The following is a 15859-nucleotide window of genomic DNA, read 5'->3' as shown; positions in this document are numbered from 1 at the left end:
TATACTCCTTACCAGCGGCGCTCAAACTTGCGGCGCAGGAGCACCGCGATGAGGTTCATCGCGAAGAGAAACACCAGAAGGATGATGATCCCGCCCCAGGCGCGTTCGTAATAGGCCGGATCGGCGCGTTTGGCCCATTCGTAGATCTGCGCGGGCATCGCCGAGTTGGGATCGAGAAAGCCCGAGGCGATCCCGTCGGGATAGTTGGTGGCGATATAGCCGACCATGCCGATCAGAAGGAGCGGCGCGGTCTCGCCCAGGGCCTGCGCGAGGCCGATGATGGTGCCGGTCAGGATGCCGGGCATCGCGAGCGGCAGGACATGGTGGAAGACCGACTGCATCTTCGACGCGCCCACCCCGAGTGCGGCGTCCCGGATCGAGGGCGGCACCGCCTTGAGCGCGGCGCGGGTCGAGATGATGATCGTCGGCAGCGTCATCAGCGTCAGGACCAGCCCGCCCACGACCGGCGCGGATTGCGGCAGCTCCATGAACTGGATGAAGACCGCAAGACCTAGGATACCGAAGACGATGGAGGGCACCGCGGCGAGGTTCGAGATATTGACCTCGATCAGGTCGGTGAAGCGGTTCTGGGGGGCGAACTCCTCGAGATAGATCGAGGCGGCGACGCCGATGGGCAGCGACAGGATCAGGACCGTCAGCATCATGAAGAGCGAGCCCAGCATCGCCACGCCCATGCCCGCCTGCTCGGGGCGGCTTTCCGAGGCGTCGGTGCCGGTGATGAAATCCCAGTTGAAGCCTTTGACCACGTCGCCCTCGGCGCGGAGCGCATCGACGAGATCGAGATGCGCCGCGTCGATGTTCTTGTCGCGGGCGACGCTGTCGCGGCTGACGCGGTCCTTGAGATAGCCGTCGACCCGGCTCGCCGCGAGAATGCGCACGTCGATGGTCTCGCCCACCAAGGCGGGATTGGCCAGCACCCGGTCCCGCACCTGGGCCGCGGCAGAGGCCGAGAAGAGCTCCTTCATCGCCTTCGGACCCTCGAGCTCGGTCTCGATGCCGCGCTCCTGGACATGCGCCCAGACCGCCTCCTGGATCAGCGGCGCGTAGCCGAAGGTCGAGACCTTGGCCATCTCCTCGGGGTCGCGGTTGCCGTTCTTGTCGAGCTTGGCGGGGTCGAGATAGACCGGCACCTCGATGAAGGTCTGCTGGAACGCGGTGACGCCGTTGCTCAGGATCGCGGCCAGAAGGACCACGAGGAAGAAGAGGCCTGCGCCGATGGCGGCGATGCCGTAGGCCCGGAAGCGCTTCTCCGCGGCGTTGCGCTTGGCGGTGCGCGCGTCGGTCCGGATCAGCGAGGATTTGGGGCGCGGCGCGGCGCCCGATTGTGCGGTCGCATCGGTCATTCGTACTGCTCCCGGTATTTGCGCACGATGTAGAGGGCGAGGACGTTCAGCCCCAGCGTGATGACGAAGAGCGTCATCCCGAGCGCGAAGGCCACGAGCGCCTCGGGCGAGGCGAAATCCGCGTCACCGGTCAGCTGGCTGACGATCTTGGCGGTAACGGTGGTCATCGCGTCGAACGGGTTGAGCGAGAGCCGCGCCGCGGCCCCGGCGCCCAGGACCACGATCATGGTCTCGCCGATGGCACGGCTCGCGGCCAGAAGGATGGCGCCGACGATGCCCGGAAGGGCTGCGGGCAGGATCACCTGGCGGATGGTCTCGGACTGCGTCGCGCCGAGCCCGTAGGATCCGTCGCGCAGCGATTGCGGCACCGCGTTGATGATGTCGTCCGACAGCGACGAGACGAAGGGGATCAGCATGATCCCCATCACCAGCCCGGCGGTCATCACCGCCGTGCCCGCCTGCATCCAGCCGAGCCCGTCATCCCCGAAGACGCCCAGAAGAAGCGGCCCGACGGTCAGGAGCGCGAAGAGGCCGTAGACGATGGTCGGGATCCCGGCCAGCACCTCGATCGCGGGTTTGGCGATGGAGCGGACGCGCTTGGTCGCGTATTCCGACAGGTAGACCGCGGCGAAGAGGCCGATGGGCACCGCGACGATCAGTGCGATCAGCGAGATGTAGAGCGTACCCCAGAGAAGCGGCAGGATGCCAAGCTCCGAGCCGCCGCCGAACGAGGGCTGCCACGTCGTCGACAGGAAGAAATGCGCCGCCGGGTAGATCCGGAAGAACTCGATCGTGTTGAAGACGAGGCTCAGGACGATGCCGATGGTGGTAAGGATCGCGATGCAGGCGGCGCCGATCAGGATGGCGCGCACGCCCTGCTCCACCACGTTGCGGGCGCGGAACTCGGCCCTCGCCTCGCGGAGCGCCCAGACGAAGCCCGCGACGGCCATGACAAGCGCCAAGCCGGTCAGGATCATCTGCCCGGTGGACGACAGCGCCCGGTAGCGCTGTGCGGCGTCGAGGACGGGGGGGCTCACGTCCGAACCAAGCGCGACGCCGGCCCGTGCGAGGCTGTCGCGGATCGCATCGTCATCGGCGGAGAGCGTGGCGACCTCTTCGGTGCTGAGGATGCCCTGCGCGAGGGCCGCGTCGAGCCCGTAGGCCACGCGGCGCACATCGGCGAGCATCAGGCTCAGGTCGCGGTCCTCGCTGGCCGCGCTTTCGGCGAGCCGGTCCGAGACCGCGTATTCGACGACGAGCGGCTGGGCGATCAGCCAGACGACCATCAGGCCGAGCGCCGGGGTCGCCGCCTTCAGCGCGACGTTCCAGCCGTAATAGCCGGGCAGCGAATGCAGCTGCCGGCGGTCGCCGCCGACACTGGCGAGCGCGCGGCTGCGGCCGAGGGCGAACCCCAAGGCGGCAAGAGCGAGGATGAGGCAGGCAAGCCAGAAGCCGGGCATGGAGACCTCTCTGGTGGTCGGATATCGGCCCCGGAGCAGACCGGAGGCCGGAAAATGGCTCCGGGGGCGGATCGGCGCCGCCCCCGGACAGGATCAGTCGGCCGGGATCAGGAGCCCTGGCCCATGGTCACCTCGTCGGCCACCACGGCCTGCGTCTCGCCCAGGGCGGGGTCGGCCACAAGACCGTAATCCGACAGCGGGCCGTCGGGGCCTGCGATTTCGTCGGCGACGAAGAACTCGGCGAACTCCTTGAGGCCGGGGATCACGCCGATATGCGCCTTCTTGATGTAGAAGAAGAGCGGACGCGACACCGGATACTCGCCCGACGCGATGCTCTCGGTGGTCGGCTCGACGCCGCCCATGGTCGCGACCTTCAGCTTGTCGGTGTTGTTCTCGTAGAACGCCAGGCCGAACACGCCGATGCCATCGGGGTTCGAGCTGATGCGCGCGAGGGTCTCGGTGTAGTCGCCATCGATATCGACGGCCTTGCCATCGGCGCGGACGGCCATGCAGGCCTCCTCGGTGGCGTCCTCGTCCATGCCCATGTCCATCATCGCCTTCATGGCGCCGGTGTCCTCGCAGCCCTGCAGCAGGACCTTCTCTTCGAAGACCTCGCGGGTGCCGTGCTTGGTGCCGGGGATGAAGGCGGCGATCTCGACCGCGGGCAGGTCGCCATTGACATCGGCCCAGGTCATGTTCGGGTTCGCGGTCATCGCGCCGTCGACGGGGATCTCGGCGGCCATGGCGCTGTACCAGTCGGCGGGCTCGAAGGCGGTGAACTCGGGGCCGTCGATCTGGCTGGCGAAGACGATGCCGTCATAGCCGATGCGGACCTCGATGATGTCGGTCACGCCATTGGCGGCACAGGCCTCGATTTCCTTCTCGCGGATCGCGCGCGAGGCGTTGGCGATGTCGATGGTGTTCTCGCCCACGCCTTCGCAGAAGCGCTTGAGGCCCGCCGAGGAACCGCCCGACTCCACCACCGGCGTCGGGAAGTCGAAGTTCTCGCCAAAGGCTTCGGCGACGATCGAGGCATAGGGCAGGACGGTCGACGATCCGGCGACCTGCACGTTGTCGCGGCTCTGGGCAAAGGCCGGAGTGGCGGCCGCGAGGGCCAGCACGGACGCGGCGGTGAACTTGGTGGCGTTCATGGATGAATGCTCCTTGTCAGGCAGTCTTGTGACGACCGGCGGTGAGTCCGCCGGTGCTGTCTGCGGCATAGGCGTCACGCGCAATGCTTTTGTGACAGTTGCGTAACAGTTTTATGACGCTGGAGGGTGTAAGCTTTTCCACAAGCTTATTCACAAGGCCGCGCCCAGATGCTGGCCCCTCGGCGTCCGCAGCCTACATGATTTTGTAACACGAGAACGGCAGGGTCTGACCGCAATAGCGCCGCTTTCTCGTGTGAGGATGAGACCATGATGGAAACCGACGGATATCGCGATCGCTCGATGGTCCTGATGGACCTTCCCCGCTCGCAATGGCTGGCCGACGCGGCCGTCAATGTCGCGGGCGTCATCGCGGCCTTGGCCGGCGGTTTTGTCCTCGTCTTCGCCGTCGTGCCCGAGATCGGACTGCCCGGACAGGCCGCGCTCTGTCTCTACGCCTTCTGCGTTCTGGCCAGTTTCCTGGCTTCGGCGGTCTATAATAGCGGCCCCTTCATCTCGCACCGCGCGGTCCTCCGGCGGCTCGATCACGGCGCGATCTACATCAAGATCGCGGGCACCGCGACGCCCTTCATGGTGATGTCGGGCAGCTCGATGGCCTGGGGCGGGCTGGTGATCATCTGGGGCCTGTCGCTTTACGGCGCGGTAAAGAAGATCGTCTTCTGGAGCGAGCCGGGAAAATACGACCCCTATCTCTACCTCGTCCTCGCCTGGTCTGCCGCGATCCCGACGGCGGAACTGATCGGAGAGGTCCCGGCGCGGATGTTCCTCTGGATGGCATCGGGCGGCCTGCTCTACACCGCGGGCGTCCTGGTTTATGTCCGCGACACGATGCCCTTCTCACGCGCGATCTGGCACCTTTTCGTCCTCGCCGCCGCGACCTGCTTCTTCGTCGCCATCATCCTCGGCACGATCGCGACGCTCGCGGTTTACTGATCTGGAGTGCGCGCTGCGTCAGGCGCGCGCACTGCCCTCAAGCCCTACGATTTTCGCCAACCGCTTGATCCGAAGCGCAACTCAAGGCGCCGGTCAGACCGGGAGAAGAATCTCGAAGCGCGTGCCCTGCCCCGGCTCGGACACGATCCGCATCCGCCCGCGATGGCGGTTCACGATATGCTTGACGATGGCCAGCCCGAGCCCGGTGCCGCCCTGCTCGCGCGAGCGATGGGTATCGACGCGGTAGAACCGCTCGGTCAGGCGCGGCAGATGACGCGGGTCGATCCCGGGACCGGTATCCGCGACGCTCAGGAGGACGCCTTCGGCGCGCAGACGCGCGCGGTGGGCGGGCGGCTCGATCGCGACGGTGACGGTCGCCCCGCGCCCGGCATATTTGATGCCGTTTTCGACGAGGTTCACCAGAACCTGCCGCAACTGGTCCGTATCTCCGCGAATCTCGACCGGAGCCTCGGGCAGATCCCGCGCCAGCGTGACAGCGGCAGCCTCGGCCAGCGGCTGCAAGCCCCCAAGCACCGAGCGGACCTTTTCGCCGAGATCGAGCCGATCGGTCGGGCGCATGCGCTCTTCCGCCTCGACGCGGCTCAGCGACAGGAGATCCGAGACCAGACGGTTCATCCGGCCTGCCTCGGCCTCCATGATGGTCAGGAACCGGTCGCGCGCCCCGGCATCGTCGCGCGCGGGGCCTTTGAGCGTCTCGATGAACCCCAGGACCGAGGTCAGCGGCGTCTTCAGCTCGTGGCTGACATTGGCGACGAAATCGCGGCGCATCTGCACCGCCTGCTCGACCGAGGTGACATCCTGGAAGGCCACCAGAACGCCCTCGAGGCCCACGGCGCGCAGCGTGACGTCGAAGGCCGTGTCCTGGCGTCCGTCATTGCCGAGATAGCGCGCGGTGCGCGGCTTGGCGTCGCGCATCGTCGCCTCGATCGCATCGAGCAGCATCGGCTGGCGCAGCGCGGTGATGAAATGCCGCCCGTCGATCCCCTCGCCCAGAAGCGCGCGGGCGGCGCGGTTGGTCGCGCCGATCCGCTCGTTGCGCTGGATGAACACCGCCGGGATCGGCAGCGCGTCGAGGAAGTCGCGCGGCTCCATCAGACCTCGGCGGCGGCGAGCCCGGCATCGAACGCGGCGATCAGCGCGTCCGCGTCCTCGAGCCCGACGGAGACCCGGAACGTGCCCTCGGTGATCCCGAGCGCGGCGCGCCGCTCCGGCGTCAGCGCGCGATGCGACGAGGATGCCGGGTGCGAAATCGTGGTGCCCACATCGCCGAGCGTCGGCGCGAAGGCAAGCGCCTCGGCGCCACGGGTAAAGGCATTGGCCGCGGCGCGTCCACCGGGGATCTCGAAGGTGACCATGTGCCCGCCCTGACCGCGCAAGAGCCCCTGGGCCCGCGCCGCGTCCGGATGATCGGGGCGCGAGGGATAGAGCGCGCGGGTCACGCCGGGATGCGCGGCCAGGTGATCGGCCAGCCGGTGCGCCGTCTCCTGCGCGCGGGCGAAGCGCAGATCGAAGGTCAGAAGCCCGCGCTCCGCGAGCCAGCAATCGAAGGGGCTGGGCGTGAGGCCCGTGGTCACCGCGAAGACCCGCAGCCGCGCCGCAAGCTCGGGATCGCGCGCCGCGACCCAGCCGAGCGTGACGTCGGAATGCCCCGCAAGCAGCTTCGTCACCGACTGGATGACGATATCGGCACCATGCGCTGCGGGCCGGATCGCGGCGGGCGTGGTGAAGGTGTTGTCGACGGCCAGGAGGATCCCCCGGTCGCGGCAGAGCGCCGCGATCCCTTCGAGATCGGCGATGCGGAGCGTCGGGTTCGAGACCACCTCGATCAGCACGAGCTTGGTTTCGGGCCGCAGCGCCGCCTCGATCGCGTCGACGCGGGTCGGATCGGCCAGCGTCGTGTCGATGCCGAGGCGCGGCAGGTCCTCGGCCATCATCCGAAGCGACCGGCCATAAAGTTGATCGCCGCCGACGACGTGATCGCCGCTCTTCAGAAGCCCGAGGAGAACCGCCGCCACCGCCGACATGCCCGATCCGGTGACGACGCCGTCTTCGATGCCTTCCAGCGCGTCGAGACGGATCGCCAGAGCGTCGGCGTTCGGGTGGCCCTCGCGGGCATAGGTGTAGCCCAGCGCCCGCCCCTCGTATTGCGCATCAAGCGCGTCGGGGCTTTCGGAGGCATAGACCACCGAAGGCTGGATCGGGGTCACGACGGGTCGGGACGCGGTGCGCGCGGGCCCCGCGGGGCGCATCAGGGTCGGCTTGATCATGGACGGTTCCTCTGTTCCGGGGCCAGCCGTGCCACAAGGCCCCGGCCCCGGCAAGAGGGCGCGCTCAGAGGTAGTCGGCGCGCTGGAGACCGTATTTCGCCATCTTCTCGTTCAGCGTCCGGCGTGGCAGGCAGAGCTCGTCCATCACCGCCGAGATCGCGCCCTTGTGACGCCGCATGGTGTTGTCGATCAGCATGCGTTCGAAGGCTTCCACATATTCCTTGAGCGGCTTGCCCTCGGTCGTCATCACCGGCTGCATGTCCTCGTGATCGTTCATCAAAAGCGACGAGATCGTGCCCGACCCGCGCCGCGACTGCAGCACCGCGCGTTCGGCGAGATTGATGAGCTGGCGGACATTGCCCGGCCAGGGCGCCTGCACGAGCTGCGCGGCCTCCTGTGCGGACAGCTCCGGCGCGTCGCAGCCGTATTCCTCGGCATATTGCTCGGACAGGCGGGTGAAGAGCGTCAGGATGTCCTCGCCGCGCTGGCGGAGCGGCGGCACGGTGATCCTGAGCGAGGCCAGCCGGTAGAAGAGATCCGAGCGCAGCGCCGTCTCGCAGGTCTTGCCCTCGTCCTGGAGATTGCAGATCGCCACGATCCGGGTCTCGGGCGGTGTGCCCTGGTCGTTGATCACCGACAGAAGCCGCGCCTGGGCAGCGTCCGACAGGCTCTCGATGTCTTCCAGGACCAGCGTCCCGCCCCGCGCTTCCTCCATCGCCGGAAGCCGCGTGTCATCGGCGTCCATCGGCCCGAAGAGCCGCTTTTTCAGCGCATCCTCATCCATCGCGGCGCAAGGCAGGAGCACGAAGCGCTTGCCCGCCCGGCTGCCGACCGCGTGCAGCGCATGCGCGATCAGCGTCTTGCCGGTGCCGGTCTCGCCGTCGATCAGGACGTGATTGTCGGCCTGACCCAGATCGAGCACGTCCTCGCGGAGACGCTCCATCGCGGGCGAATTGCCGATCAGCTTCTTCATGATTTCGCCGCCATCGGACAGCTCGCGCCGAAGCTGGCGATTGTCGAGCGTCAGCCGACGGTTGTTGGTGGCCTTCTTGGCCAGCTCCGACATCCGGTCCGGGTTGAAGGGCTTCTCGAGAAAGTCGAAGGCCCCGATCCGCATCGCCTCGACCGCCATCGGCACGTCGCCATGACCGGTGATCATGATCACCGGCAGCGAGCTGTCCGCGCTCATTAGCTTCTTAAGGAACTGGATCCCGTCCATGCCGGGCATCTTGATGTCCGAGATGACCACGCCGGGATAATCCGGCCCGATCTGGCCGAGCGCCTCTTCGGCGGAGGCAAAGGTTTCGGTGTCATAGCCCGACAGAGCCAGCCATTGGCTGATCGACTGGCGCATGTCCTTCTCGTCGTCGACGATGGCGATTTTCATGGCCTTGGCCATAGCGTGTTACTCCGCCGCTTGGGTCTTTGTTGCGTGAATGGGCAGCTGCATCTCGAAAACCGCGCCGCCGCCCTCGGCGTTCCGTGCGGTCAGGCGGCCTCCGAGATCGGACACGATCCCCGACGAGATCGCGAGCCCCAGCCCGACACCGTCGCCGGGCTGCTTGGTGGTGTAGAACGGCTCGAACAGCGCATCGAGGTCCTCGATGCCCGTGCCGTTGTCGCGAACCGAGAGCGTCGCGGTCTCGCCGGAGGCCAGCAGGATCTCGATCTCGGGATTGCGCACCGACTTGGTGGCGTCGAGCGCGTTGCGCAAGAGGTTGACGAGAACCTGTTCGATCCGCACCCGGTCGGCGAGCACGGTCACGGGGTGCTCGGGCAGGATGCGGCTAATCCGCACCTTCCGGCTCTTGAGCTGCGGCTCCATCATCGACAGGGCGCCGCCCAAGGCCTCGGCCATGTCGACGGGCTGAAGCTCTTCCTGGCCCTTCCGGGCGTAGCTCTTGAGCTGGCGGGTGATGGCCCCCATCCGCTCGATCAGGTCGTCAATCCGGTGAAACGCGCTCAGCGCCTCTTCAGGGCGGTTGCGCCGCAAAAGCAGCCGCGCGCCCGCCAGATAGGTCTTCATCGCGGCGAGCGGCTGGTTCAGCTCGTGGCTGACCGCCGCCGACATCTCGCCAAGCGCGGCAAGCTTCGAGCTCTGCGCCAGCGTCTGCTCGGCCACGGCGAGGTTCTCCTGCACCCGCTCCCGCTCGGCAATCTCGCGCTGGAGGCGCTGGTTCAGCGCCCGAAGCGCCACGCTCTCGCGCTGGAAGAACGCCATCCGAAGGGCGGTCTTTCGGCTGAGACCGTAGAAAAGAAGGGCCGCGACGAGCGCGAAGCCCATGATCTCAAGGGACAAAACGCCATTCACCCGCTCACGCACGCTGGCATAGGTGGTGAAGCTGGTCATCGACCATCCGCGGAACGGGATCCGCCCCTCGATCCGCATCACCGCCTCGCCGCCGAGATAGGCGTCGGCCGGAACCGCGGTCCAATCCGCGGTGGCCTGGATGGCCCGGGCGATGGCGCTGTCGGCAGGCTCGCGGCGCAGCGCGTCCTCGACCGTCAACCCGCGCCAGCGCGGCTCGGTCGCGAGGATGATCCGCCCCTCGGAATTGGTGACGAGGACCGCGTCGGAGATGCCCGCCCAGGCGCGTTCGAACTTGGCGAGGTCGACCTCGACCACGATCACGCCGATCGCGGTGCCCTGGTCCTCGATCCGGCGCGAATAGGAGAAATGGAACCCGCCGCTTTCGCGCTGGACCGACGTGAAGACCGTGGCCGAGGAGCGCAGCGCATCGACGAAGAACGGCGCGTTGCGATGCGCCTCGCCCAGCCGGTTGCGGTCGGTGGCCGCGACCGCGCGCCCGTCCCGGTCGAGAAGCATCAGCGACGCGGCGCCGATCTCGTCGACGAAGGAGATCAGCCGTTGCGAGGACTGGCTGTAATCCGACCCGTTCAGCGCCCCGATAAGCGCCGGGTCGCGGGCCAGAAGCTGCGGCACGATGGCGTTTCGGCGCAGCTCGGACAGGAGGTTGCCGGAATAGAGCGCCAGGCGCAGCTCGGCGCGGTTGCGCGTCGTCTCGGTGAAACGGTCGGTCAGAAGCCGGTTGGTCACGTAGACCGTCGCGACCGCCAGGACGAGCAGCGCAATCAGCGCGGCGCGCAGCCGCCAGCTGATCGGGACGCGACCGGTCTGCGCGCTGTCCTTGGAGTAATCCGACATGGGTCAGACGATACGCGCCGCCCGTCCGGGCAACAAGTCAGGCGCCGACCATCGGCTCGGCGAGATGAGCGAAAAGGCGCTGACCATCGGTGCCGCCATGGCCGGCATCCGCCGCCCGCTCGGGATGCGGCATCATGCCGAGCACGCGCCGGTTCTCCGACAGGATGCCCGCGATGTCGCGCTGCGAGCCGTTGGGGTTCTCGGCATAGCGGAACGCCACCCGGTCCTCGCCCTCGAGCCGGTCGAGCGTCGCGGTATCGGCGTAGTAGTTGCCGTCGTGATGGGCGATGGGGATCGCGATCTCCTCGCCCGCGCCATAGCCGCGGGTGAAGACGCTCTCGGTCGTGGCGACGCTGAGCGGCACGGTGCGGCAGATGTATTTCAGCCCCGCATTGCGCAGAAGCGCGCCCGGCAGGAGGCCCATCTCGCAGAGGATCTGGAAGCCGTTGCACGGCCCGAAAACGTAGCCGCCCCGCTCCGCGTGATCCTTGACCGCACGGTTGATCGGCGAGTTCGCGGCGATCGCGCCGCAGCGCAGGTAATCGCCATAGGAAAACCCGCCCGGCACACCGACGAGGTCGGTGCCTTCGGGCAGCGCGGTCTCCTTGTGCCAGACGAAGCGCGTCTCGAGCCCCGCCGCCTCGAAGGCGCGGAAGAGATCGCGGTCGCAGTTGGAGCCGGGAAAGACGAGGACCGCGGCGCGCATCAGAGCGTCTCGATCCGGTAGCTCTCGATCACGGTATTGGCGAGCAGCTTCTCGCACATCTCCGCGATCCGCGCCTCCGACGTGCCCTCGGCCAGATCGAGCTCGATCACCTTGCCCTGCCGCACACCGTTCACGCCCTCGAAGCCGAGGCTTCCCAGCGCGTGACGCACCGCCTCGCCCTGCGGATCGAGGACACCCTCTTTCAGCATGACATGCACCCGTGCCTTCATCGCGTCTCTCCGTCTGCCAGGCACCGACCTGCCTGCTTCTTCTTTTTCCAAATACGCAACACGACGCCTGCCGCCCGCGCCGTCAGTTGATCAGGGTCGGCTTGGTGATGGGCTGCGCGCTTTTCGGCATCAGCCCGAGCCGCCGGGCGACCTCGGTATAGGCGTCGGTCAACGAGCCCAGGTCGCGGCGGAACACGTCCTTGTCGAGCTTCTGCCCGGTCTCGATGTCCCAGAGCCGGCAGCTGTCGGGCGAGATCTCGTCGGCCACCACGAGGCGCTGGAAATCGCCGTCATAGACGCGGCCGATCTCGATCTTGAAATCGACGAGCTTGATGCCGACGCCGTACATCAGGCCCGACAGGTAGTCGTTGACCCGCAGCGCGAGGCTCAGGATGTCGTCCATGTCCTGCTGGCTGGCCCAGCCGAAGGCGGCGATATGCTCCTCGGTGACGAGCGGGTCGCCGAGCTTGTCGTCCTTGTAGCAATATTCGACGATCGGGCGCGGCAGCGGCGTGCCCTCCTCGATCCCGAGACGCGTCGCGAGCGAGCCTGCGGCGAAATTGCGGATGATCACCTCGAGCGGGATGATCTCGCAGGAGCGCACCAGCTGTTCGCGCATGTTCAGGCGTCGGATGAAATGCGTCGGCACGCCGATATTGTTCAGCCCGGTCATGAAGAACTCGGACAGGCGGTTGTTCAGGACCCCCTTGCCGTCGATCACGTCCTTTTTCTGGGCGTTGAATGCCGTGGCATCGTCCTTGAAGTACTGAACGATCGTTCCGGGCTCGGGGCCTTCATAGAGAATCTTGGCCTTGCCCTCGTAAATCTTCTTGCGTCGTGCCATGGAAGCCTTTCCCGACGGAAAACGGCGGGCGCGCGGGGCGCGGCCCGTTTTGCGCCCTCATAGTCCAAGCGTCCCGCCCCCGCAAGCGCGGTGCTTGCACCCACCCGGACAAGGGCGTTACTTGGAGAGGTGTAGGCAAAGGGAGACACGAGGCATGAGCACTTTCGATGATCGTGAGCGCGGTTACGAGAACAAGTTTGCCCATGATGCAGAGACGACCTTCCGCGCCGAGGCGCGGCGCAACAAGCTCGTCGGTCTCTGGGCAGCGGAGCTTCTGGGCAAGAGCGGCGCCGAGGCCGACGCCTATGCCGCCGAGGTGGTGAAATCGGATTTCGAAGAGGCCGGTCACGAGGATGTCGTGCGCAAGCTCGCGGGCGATCTCGGCGACAAGGCGACCGATGCCGAGATCCGCGCCAAGATGGCCGAGTGCCTGATCGAGGCGCAGAAGCAGCTCGCTTCTGAGTAAATCGGAGGTCCCGCGAGCCCGCCGCGGCGCCATACCGGCTTGGGGGCTGTGCAAACCGCCCTCAAGATGATCTTGAGCATTATGAATTTGCCTCATCCCGTGCCCTGTGACAGGAGGGGCGCGACCCGCGTATCCGCGATCCCAGGAGGCCTTTCATGACCGACGCGCTTACCAAGCTTCTCTCGACGCGGGACTGGCTGCTCGCCGACGGCGCGACCGGCACCAATCTCTTCAACATGGGCCTGAGCTCGGGCGATGCGCCGGAGTTCTGGAACGAGGACGAGCCCGACAAGATCCGCGCGCTCTATCGCGGCGCCGTCGAGGCGGGCTCGGACATCTTCCTCACCAATTCCTTCGGCGCCAATGCCTCGCGGCTGAAGCTGCACGACGCGGCGCATCGCGCCCGCGAACTCAGCCGTCTCTCGGCGGAGCTGGGCCGCGAGATCGCCGATGCCGCCGGTCGTCCGGTGATCGTCGGCGGCTCGGTCGGCCCCACCGGCGAGATCATGGAGCCCGTGGGCACGCTGAGCCACGCGCTGGCGGTCGAGATGTTCCACGAACAGGCCGAGGGTCTCAAGGAAGGCGGCGCCGATGTGCTCTGGCTCGAGACCATCTCCGCCCCCGAGGAATACCGCGCCGCCGCGGAAGGCTTCGCGCTGGCGGGCATGCCCTGGTGCGGCACCATGAGCTTCGACACCGCCGGGCGCACAATGATGGGCGTGACCTCCTCCGATCTCGCGCAGCTGGCCGATGGCCTTCCGAACCCGCCGCTGGCCTTCGGCGCCAATTGCGGCACCGGCGCGTCGGACCTTCTGCGCACCGTCCTGGGCTTCGCCGCGCAGGGCACCGAGCGGCCCATCATCGCCAAGGGCAATGCCGGTATCCCCAAATATCACGACGGCCATATCCATTACGACGGCACGCCCGAGCTCATGGCCGAATACGCCGTGCTTGCCCGCGATGCGGGCGCGACGATCATCGGCGGCTGCTGCGGCACGATGCCCGAGCATCTCGTGGCGATGCGCGCGGCGCTCGAGACCCGCGAGCGGGGCCCGCGTCCGACGCTCGACCAGATCGTCGACATCGTCGGGCCGTTCTCGTCCGAAAGCGACGGCACCGGCGAGGACGAGGCTCCGAAGCGCGCCCCGCGCCGCAGGCGCCGCGGCTGAGCGGAGCGCTGGCAGAATTTTAATTAAAATTCTGCCGCCGAGAGGATCAGAACAGCGACAGCTGATCGCCCCGCTTCGGCGGCACGCGAAACAGGTCCGTCCGCAATGGTGCGGTCGGGCGATCGAGACCGAGGCGTCTTGCGGCAAGGGCAAACCGATGAGCGATGATCTGGGCATGCGGCCCCTCGCCGCGCATCCGGCGGAACCAGGTGGCGTCGTACTCCTTGCCGCCATGCATCTCGCGCAGCCGTGCCATCACCTTGGCCGCGCGGTCGGGGTAATGCGTCTCGAGCCAGTCCTGCCAGAGCGGCGAGACCTCGCGCGGCAGCCGCAGCATGATCCAGTTCGCCGCATCCGCCCCCGCCTCTGCCCCGGCGGCGAGGATCGCCTCGATCTCGGGATCGGTGAGACCGGGCACGACCGGCGAGACCATGACCCGCACCGGCACCCCGGCGCCCGTCAGCGCCCGGATCGCCGCGAGCCTGCGCGCCGGTCCCGGCACGCGCGGCTCCATCCGGCGCGAGAGCACCGGATCGAGCGTCGTCACCGAGATGCCGACGCGCACCAGCCCCTCCGCCGCCATCGGCGCGAGAATGTCGAGATCGCGCTCGACCATCGCGCCCTTGGTGACGATGCCCACCGGATGACGAAACTCGCGCAGCACCTCGAGCACGCCGCGCATGACGCGCCAGTCGCGCTCGACCGGCTGGTAGGGATCGGTATTGGTGCCGATGGCGATGGGCTTCGGGACGTATCCGCGCTTCGACAGCTCGCGCGCCAGGATCTCTGCCGCGTTGGGCTTTGCGGTCAGCCGCGTCTCGAAATCGAGCCCCGGCGACAGCCCCAGATAGGCATGCCCCGGACGCGCGAAGCAGTAGATGCACCCGTGCTCGCAGCCGCGATAGGGATTGATCGAGCGGTCGAAGGGAATGTCGGGCGAGCTTTGCCAGGTCAGGATCGAGCGCGCCCTCTCGGCGCGGACCTCGGTGCGCTCCTGCCGGACCTCTTCCGGGATGTCCCAGCCGTCATGCGCAAGTTCGCGGCTGTGGCTCTCGAACCGGCCCGCATCGCGGCTTGCCGCGCCGCGGCCCTTGCGGGCGTCCCGGGGGACAGGGTTCTGGTGACGCGCCATGCCGCGAAACTAGAACGGAACAAGAACATGCGCAAGCGCACTTGCGTGTTCGGGTCTCGACAGGTCGGCGCTGAACTGAACCTTGTCGCAAACCGCCAATTGATCGGCCCGGAAAGGCCACATAGCTGTAATCAAACCGCTTCGAAGGCTTCGCGCCCGCCAAGCAACAAGGACCTATGCCATGTCGGATGAAGACGACGATCTGATCCTCGCGGACCTTCCGGACGAGGAACTCGTGCCCCAGATGCATGACGACCTCTATGACGGTCTCAAGGAGGAGATCGAGGAGGGTGTGAACATCCTTCTCGAGCGCGGATGGGAGCCCTACCGGGTCCTGACCGAGGCGTTGGTCGGCGGCATGACCATTGTCGGACGCGACTTCCGCGACGGCATCCTCTTCGTGCCCGAGGTTCTCCTAGCGGCGAACGCTATGAAGGCCGGGATGGCGATCCTGAAGCCGCTCCTCGCCGAGACCGGCGCCAAGCGCGTCGGCAAGATGGTCGTCGGCACGGTCAAGGGCGACATCCACGACATCGGCAAGAACCTCGTCTCGATGATGATGGAAGGCGCCGGGTTCGAGGTCGTCGATCTGGGAATCAACAACTCGGTCGAGGATTACCTCGAGGCGCTCGAGCGCGAGAAACCCGAGATCCTCGGGATGTCGGCGCTTCTGACCACCACCATGCCCTACATGAAGACGGTGATCGACACGCTGACCGAAAAGGGTCTCCGCGACGATTACATCGTGCTGGTGGGCGGGGCGCCCCTGAACGAGGAATTTGGCAAGGCCATCGGAGCGGATGCCTATTGCCGCGACGCCGCCGTCGCCGTCGAGACCGCGAAAGAGATGATGGCCCGCCGCCATAACCAGCTTGCCGCAGGGTGAGCTGGTTCTATTCCTCACGGAACCGGCGAAACCCCTTTTTCTTTCG

General features: G+C 67.1%; 15 protein-coding genes. 4 read left to right on the top strand and 11 right to left on the bottom strand.

Annotated features, from left to right (window positions below; translation table 11 throughout):
- Window positions 1-8: 8 nt before the first annotated feature.
- The 3 genes from pstA to ACFQ4E_RS08855 form a co-directional block, all read right to left on the bottom strand.
- A complete protein-coding gene (pstA, locus tag ACFQ4E_RS08865) occupies window positions 9-1364 on the bottom strand; it encodes a phosphate ABC transporter permease PstA (RefSeq protein WP_386802678.1) in 1356 nt (451 codons plus the stop codon).
- Window positions 1361-2824 carry a phosphate ABC transporter permease subunit PstC gene (pstC, locus tag ACFQ4E_RS08860; RefSeq protein WP_386802675.1) on the bottom strand — a complete coding sequence of 488 codons (1464 nt, stop codon included), beginning with the start codon at window positions 2822-2824 and terminating at the stop codon, window positions 1361-1363. The genes pstA and pstC overlap by 4 nt, the downstream gene beginning before the upstream one ends.
- A 107-nt stretch (window positions 2825-2931) precedes the next feature.
- On the bottom strand, window positions 2932-3975 hold the full coding sequence (locus tag ACFQ4E_RS08855; RefSeq protein ID WP_386802673.1) for a substrate-binding domain-containing protein: 1044 nt from the start codon (window positions 3973-3975) through the stop codon (window positions 2932-2934).
- 267 nt (window positions 3976-4242) lie between these two features.
- On the opposite strand from ACFQ4E_RS08855, the gene trhA reads away from it, so the two are divergent.
- Window positions 4243-4926 carry a PAQR family membrane homeostasis protein TrhA gene (trhA, locus tag ACFQ4E_RS08850; RefSeq protein WP_386802671.1) on the top strand — a complete coding sequence of 228 codons (684 nt, stop codon included), beginning with the start codon at window positions 4243-4245 and terminating at the stop codon, window positions 4924-4926.
- Between the two features lie 93 nt (window positions 4927-5019).
- Here the strand turns inward: trhA and ACFQ4E_RS08845 are convergent, their stop codons facing one another.
- The 7 genes from ACFQ4E_RS08845 to purC form a co-directional block, all read right to left on the bottom strand.
- Window positions 5020-6039, bottom strand: coding sequence for an ATP-binding protein (locus ACFQ4E_RS08845; protein ID WP_386802669.1), 1020 nt, complete (start codon window positions 6037-6039; stop codon window positions 5020-5022).
- The gene (locus ACFQ4E_RS08840) at window positions 6039-7214 is read right to left on the bottom strand and encodes a trans-sulfuration enzyme family protein (protein ID WP_386802667.1); all 1176 of its coding nucleotides are present in this window, start codon (window positions 7212-7214) and stop codon (window positions 6039-6041) included. The genes ACFQ4E_RS08845 and ACFQ4E_RS08840 overlap by 1 nt, the downstream gene beginning before the upstream one ends.
- Window positions 7215-7278: 64 nt before the next feature.
- On the bottom strand, window positions 7279-8613 hold the full coding sequence (locus ACFQ4E_RS08835) for a sigma-54-dependent transcriptional regulator (protein ID WP_386802665.1): 1335 nt from the start codon (window positions 8611-8613) through the stop codon (window positions 7279-7281).
- Window positions 8614-8619: 6 nt separating this feature from the next.
- Window positions 8620-10380, bottom strand: a complete 1761-nt coding sequence (locus ACFQ4E_RS08830; RefSeq protein WP_386802663.1) for a sensor histidine kinase — start codon at window positions 10378-10380, stop codon at window positions 8620-8622.
- A 37-nt stretch (window positions 10381-10417) separates the two neighbouring features.
- Window positions 10418-11086, bottom strand: a complete 669-nt coding sequence (gene purQ, locus ACFQ4E_RS08825; RefSeq protein ID WP_386802661.1) for a phosphoribosylformylglycinamidine synthase subunit PurQ — start codon at window positions 11084-11086, stop codon at window positions 10418-10420.
- Complete coding sequence (gene purS / locus ACFQ4E_RS08820; protein ID WP_386802658.1) at window positions 11086-11316, bottom strand: phosphoribosylformylglycinamidine synthase subunit PurS; 231 nt, start codon at window positions 11314-11316, stop codon at window positions 11086-11088. Before purS ends, purQ begins: the two co-directional genes overlap by 1 nt.
- Window positions 11317-11398: 82 nt before the next feature.
- The gene (gene purC / locus ACFQ4E_RS08815; protein WP_386802656.1) at window positions 11399-12160 is read right to left on the bottom strand and encodes a phosphoribosylaminoimidazolesuccinocarboxamide synthase; all 762 of its coding nucleotides are present in this window, start codon (window positions 12158-12160) and stop codon (window positions 11399-11401) included.
- A 154-nt stretch (window positions 12161-12314) separates the two neighbouring features.
- Between purC and ACFQ4E_RS08810 the strand changes: the two genes are divergently transcribed.
- Together ACFQ4E_RS08810 and bmt are read left to right on the top strand one after the other, a co-directional pair.
- Window positions 12315-12626, top strand: coding sequence for a DUF1476 domain-containing protein (locus ACFQ4E_RS08810; protein WP_386802654.1), 312 nt, complete (start codon window positions 12315-12317; stop codon window positions 12624-12626).
- A 155-nt stretch (window positions 12627-12781) separates the two neighbouring features.
- A complete protein-coding gene (gene bmt / locus ACFQ4E_RS08805; RefSeq protein ID WP_386802652.1) occupies window positions 12782-13795 on the top strand; it encodes a betaine--homocysteine S-methyltransferase in 1014 nt (337 codons plus the stop codon).
- A 46-nt stretch (window positions 13796-13841) separates the two neighbouring features.
- Here the strand turns inward: bmt and ACFQ4E_RS08800 are convergent, their stop codons facing one another.
- Entirely contained in the window at window positions 13842-14927 is a 1086-nt protein-coding gene (locus ACFQ4E_RS08800; RefSeq protein WP_386802650.1) for a PA0069 family radical SAM protein, read from the bottom strand.
- A 181-nt stretch (window positions 14928-15108) separates the two neighbouring features.
- Here ACFQ4E_RS08800 and ACFQ4E_RS08795 point away from each other — a divergent pair, with 181 nt between their 5' ends.
- Window positions 15109-15813, top strand: a complete 705-nt coding sequence (locus ACFQ4E_RS08795) for a corrinoid protein (RefSeq protein ID WP_386802648.1) — start codon at window positions 15109-15111, stop codon at window positions 15811-15813.
- Window positions 15814-15859 lie beyond the last annotated feature (46 nt).

Origin of the sequence: Litorisediminicola beolgyonensis, from assembly GCF_042679605.1 — a bacterium.
GTDB classification, from domain to species: domain Bacteria; phylum Pseudomonadota; class Alphaproteobacteria; order Rhodobacterales; family Rhodobacteraceae; genus Litorisediminicola; species Litorisediminicola beolgyonensis.
Note: the sequence above shows the minus strand (reverse complement) of the source record. Positions and strands in the feature narration are given on the sequence as shown.

Bases quoted from the DNA above. Each gene is read 5' to 3' on its own strand.
- bmt (WP_386802652.1), top strand. From the start codon at position 12,782: ATGACCGACGCGCTTACCAAGCTTCTCTCGACGCGGGACTGGCTGCTC.
- ACFQ4E_RS08835 (WP_386802665.1), bottom strand. From the start codon at position 8,613: ATGGCCAAGGCCATGAAAATCGCCATCGTCGACGACGAGAAGGACATG.
- trhA (WP_386802671.1), top strand. From the start codon at position 4,243: ATGATGGAAACCGACGGATATCGCGATCGCTCGATGGTCCTGATGGAC.
- ACFQ4E_RS08830 (WP_386802663.1), bottom strand. From the start codon at position 10,380: ATGTCGGATTACTCCAAGGACAGCGCGCAGACCGGTCGCGTCCCGATC.
- pstA (WP_386802678.1), bottom strand. From the start codon at position 1,364: ATGACCGATGCGACCGCACAATCGGGCGCCGCGCCGCGCCCCAAATCC.
- ACFQ4E_RS08855 (WP_386802673.1), bottom strand. From the start codon at position 3,975: ATGAACGCCACCAAGTTCACCGCCGCGTCCGTGCTGGCCCTCGCGGCC.
- ACFQ4E_RS08845 (WP_386802669.1), bottom strand. From the start codon at position 6,039: ATGGAGCCGCGCGACTTCCTCGACGCGCTGCCGATCCCGGCGGTGTTC.
- purC (WP_386802656.1), bottom strand. From the start codon at position 12,160: ATGGCACGACGCAAGAAGATTTACGAGGGCAAGGCCAAGATTCTCTAT.
- purS (WP_386802658.1), bottom strand. From the start codon at position 11,316: ATGAAGGCACGGGTGCATGTCATGCTGAAAGAGGGTGTCCTCGATCCG.
- purQ (WP_386802661.1), bottom strand. From the start codon at position 11,086: ATGCGCGCCGCGGTCCTCGTCTTTCCCGGCTCCAACTGCGACCGCGAT.
- pstC (WP_386802675.1), bottom strand. From the start codon at position 2,824: ATGCCCGGCTTCTGGCTTGCCTGCCTCATCCTCGCTCTTGCCGCCTTG.
- ACFQ4E_RS08800 (WP_386802650.1), bottom strand. From the start codon at position 14,927: ATGGCGCGTCACCAGAACCCTGTCCCCCGGGACGCCCGCAAGGGCCGC.
- ACFQ4E_RS08810 (WP_386802654.1), top strand. From the start codon at position 12,315: ATGAGCACTTTCGATGATCGTGAGCGCGGTTACGAGAACAAGTTTGCC.
- ACFQ4E_RS08840 (WP_386802667.1), bottom strand. From the start codon at position 7,214: ATGATCAAGCCGACCCTGATGCGCCCCGCGGGGCCCGCGCGCACCGCG.
- ACFQ4E_RS08795 (WP_386802648.1), top strand. From the start codon at position 15,109: ATGTCGGATGAAGACGACGATCTGATCCTCGCGGACCTTCCGGACGAG.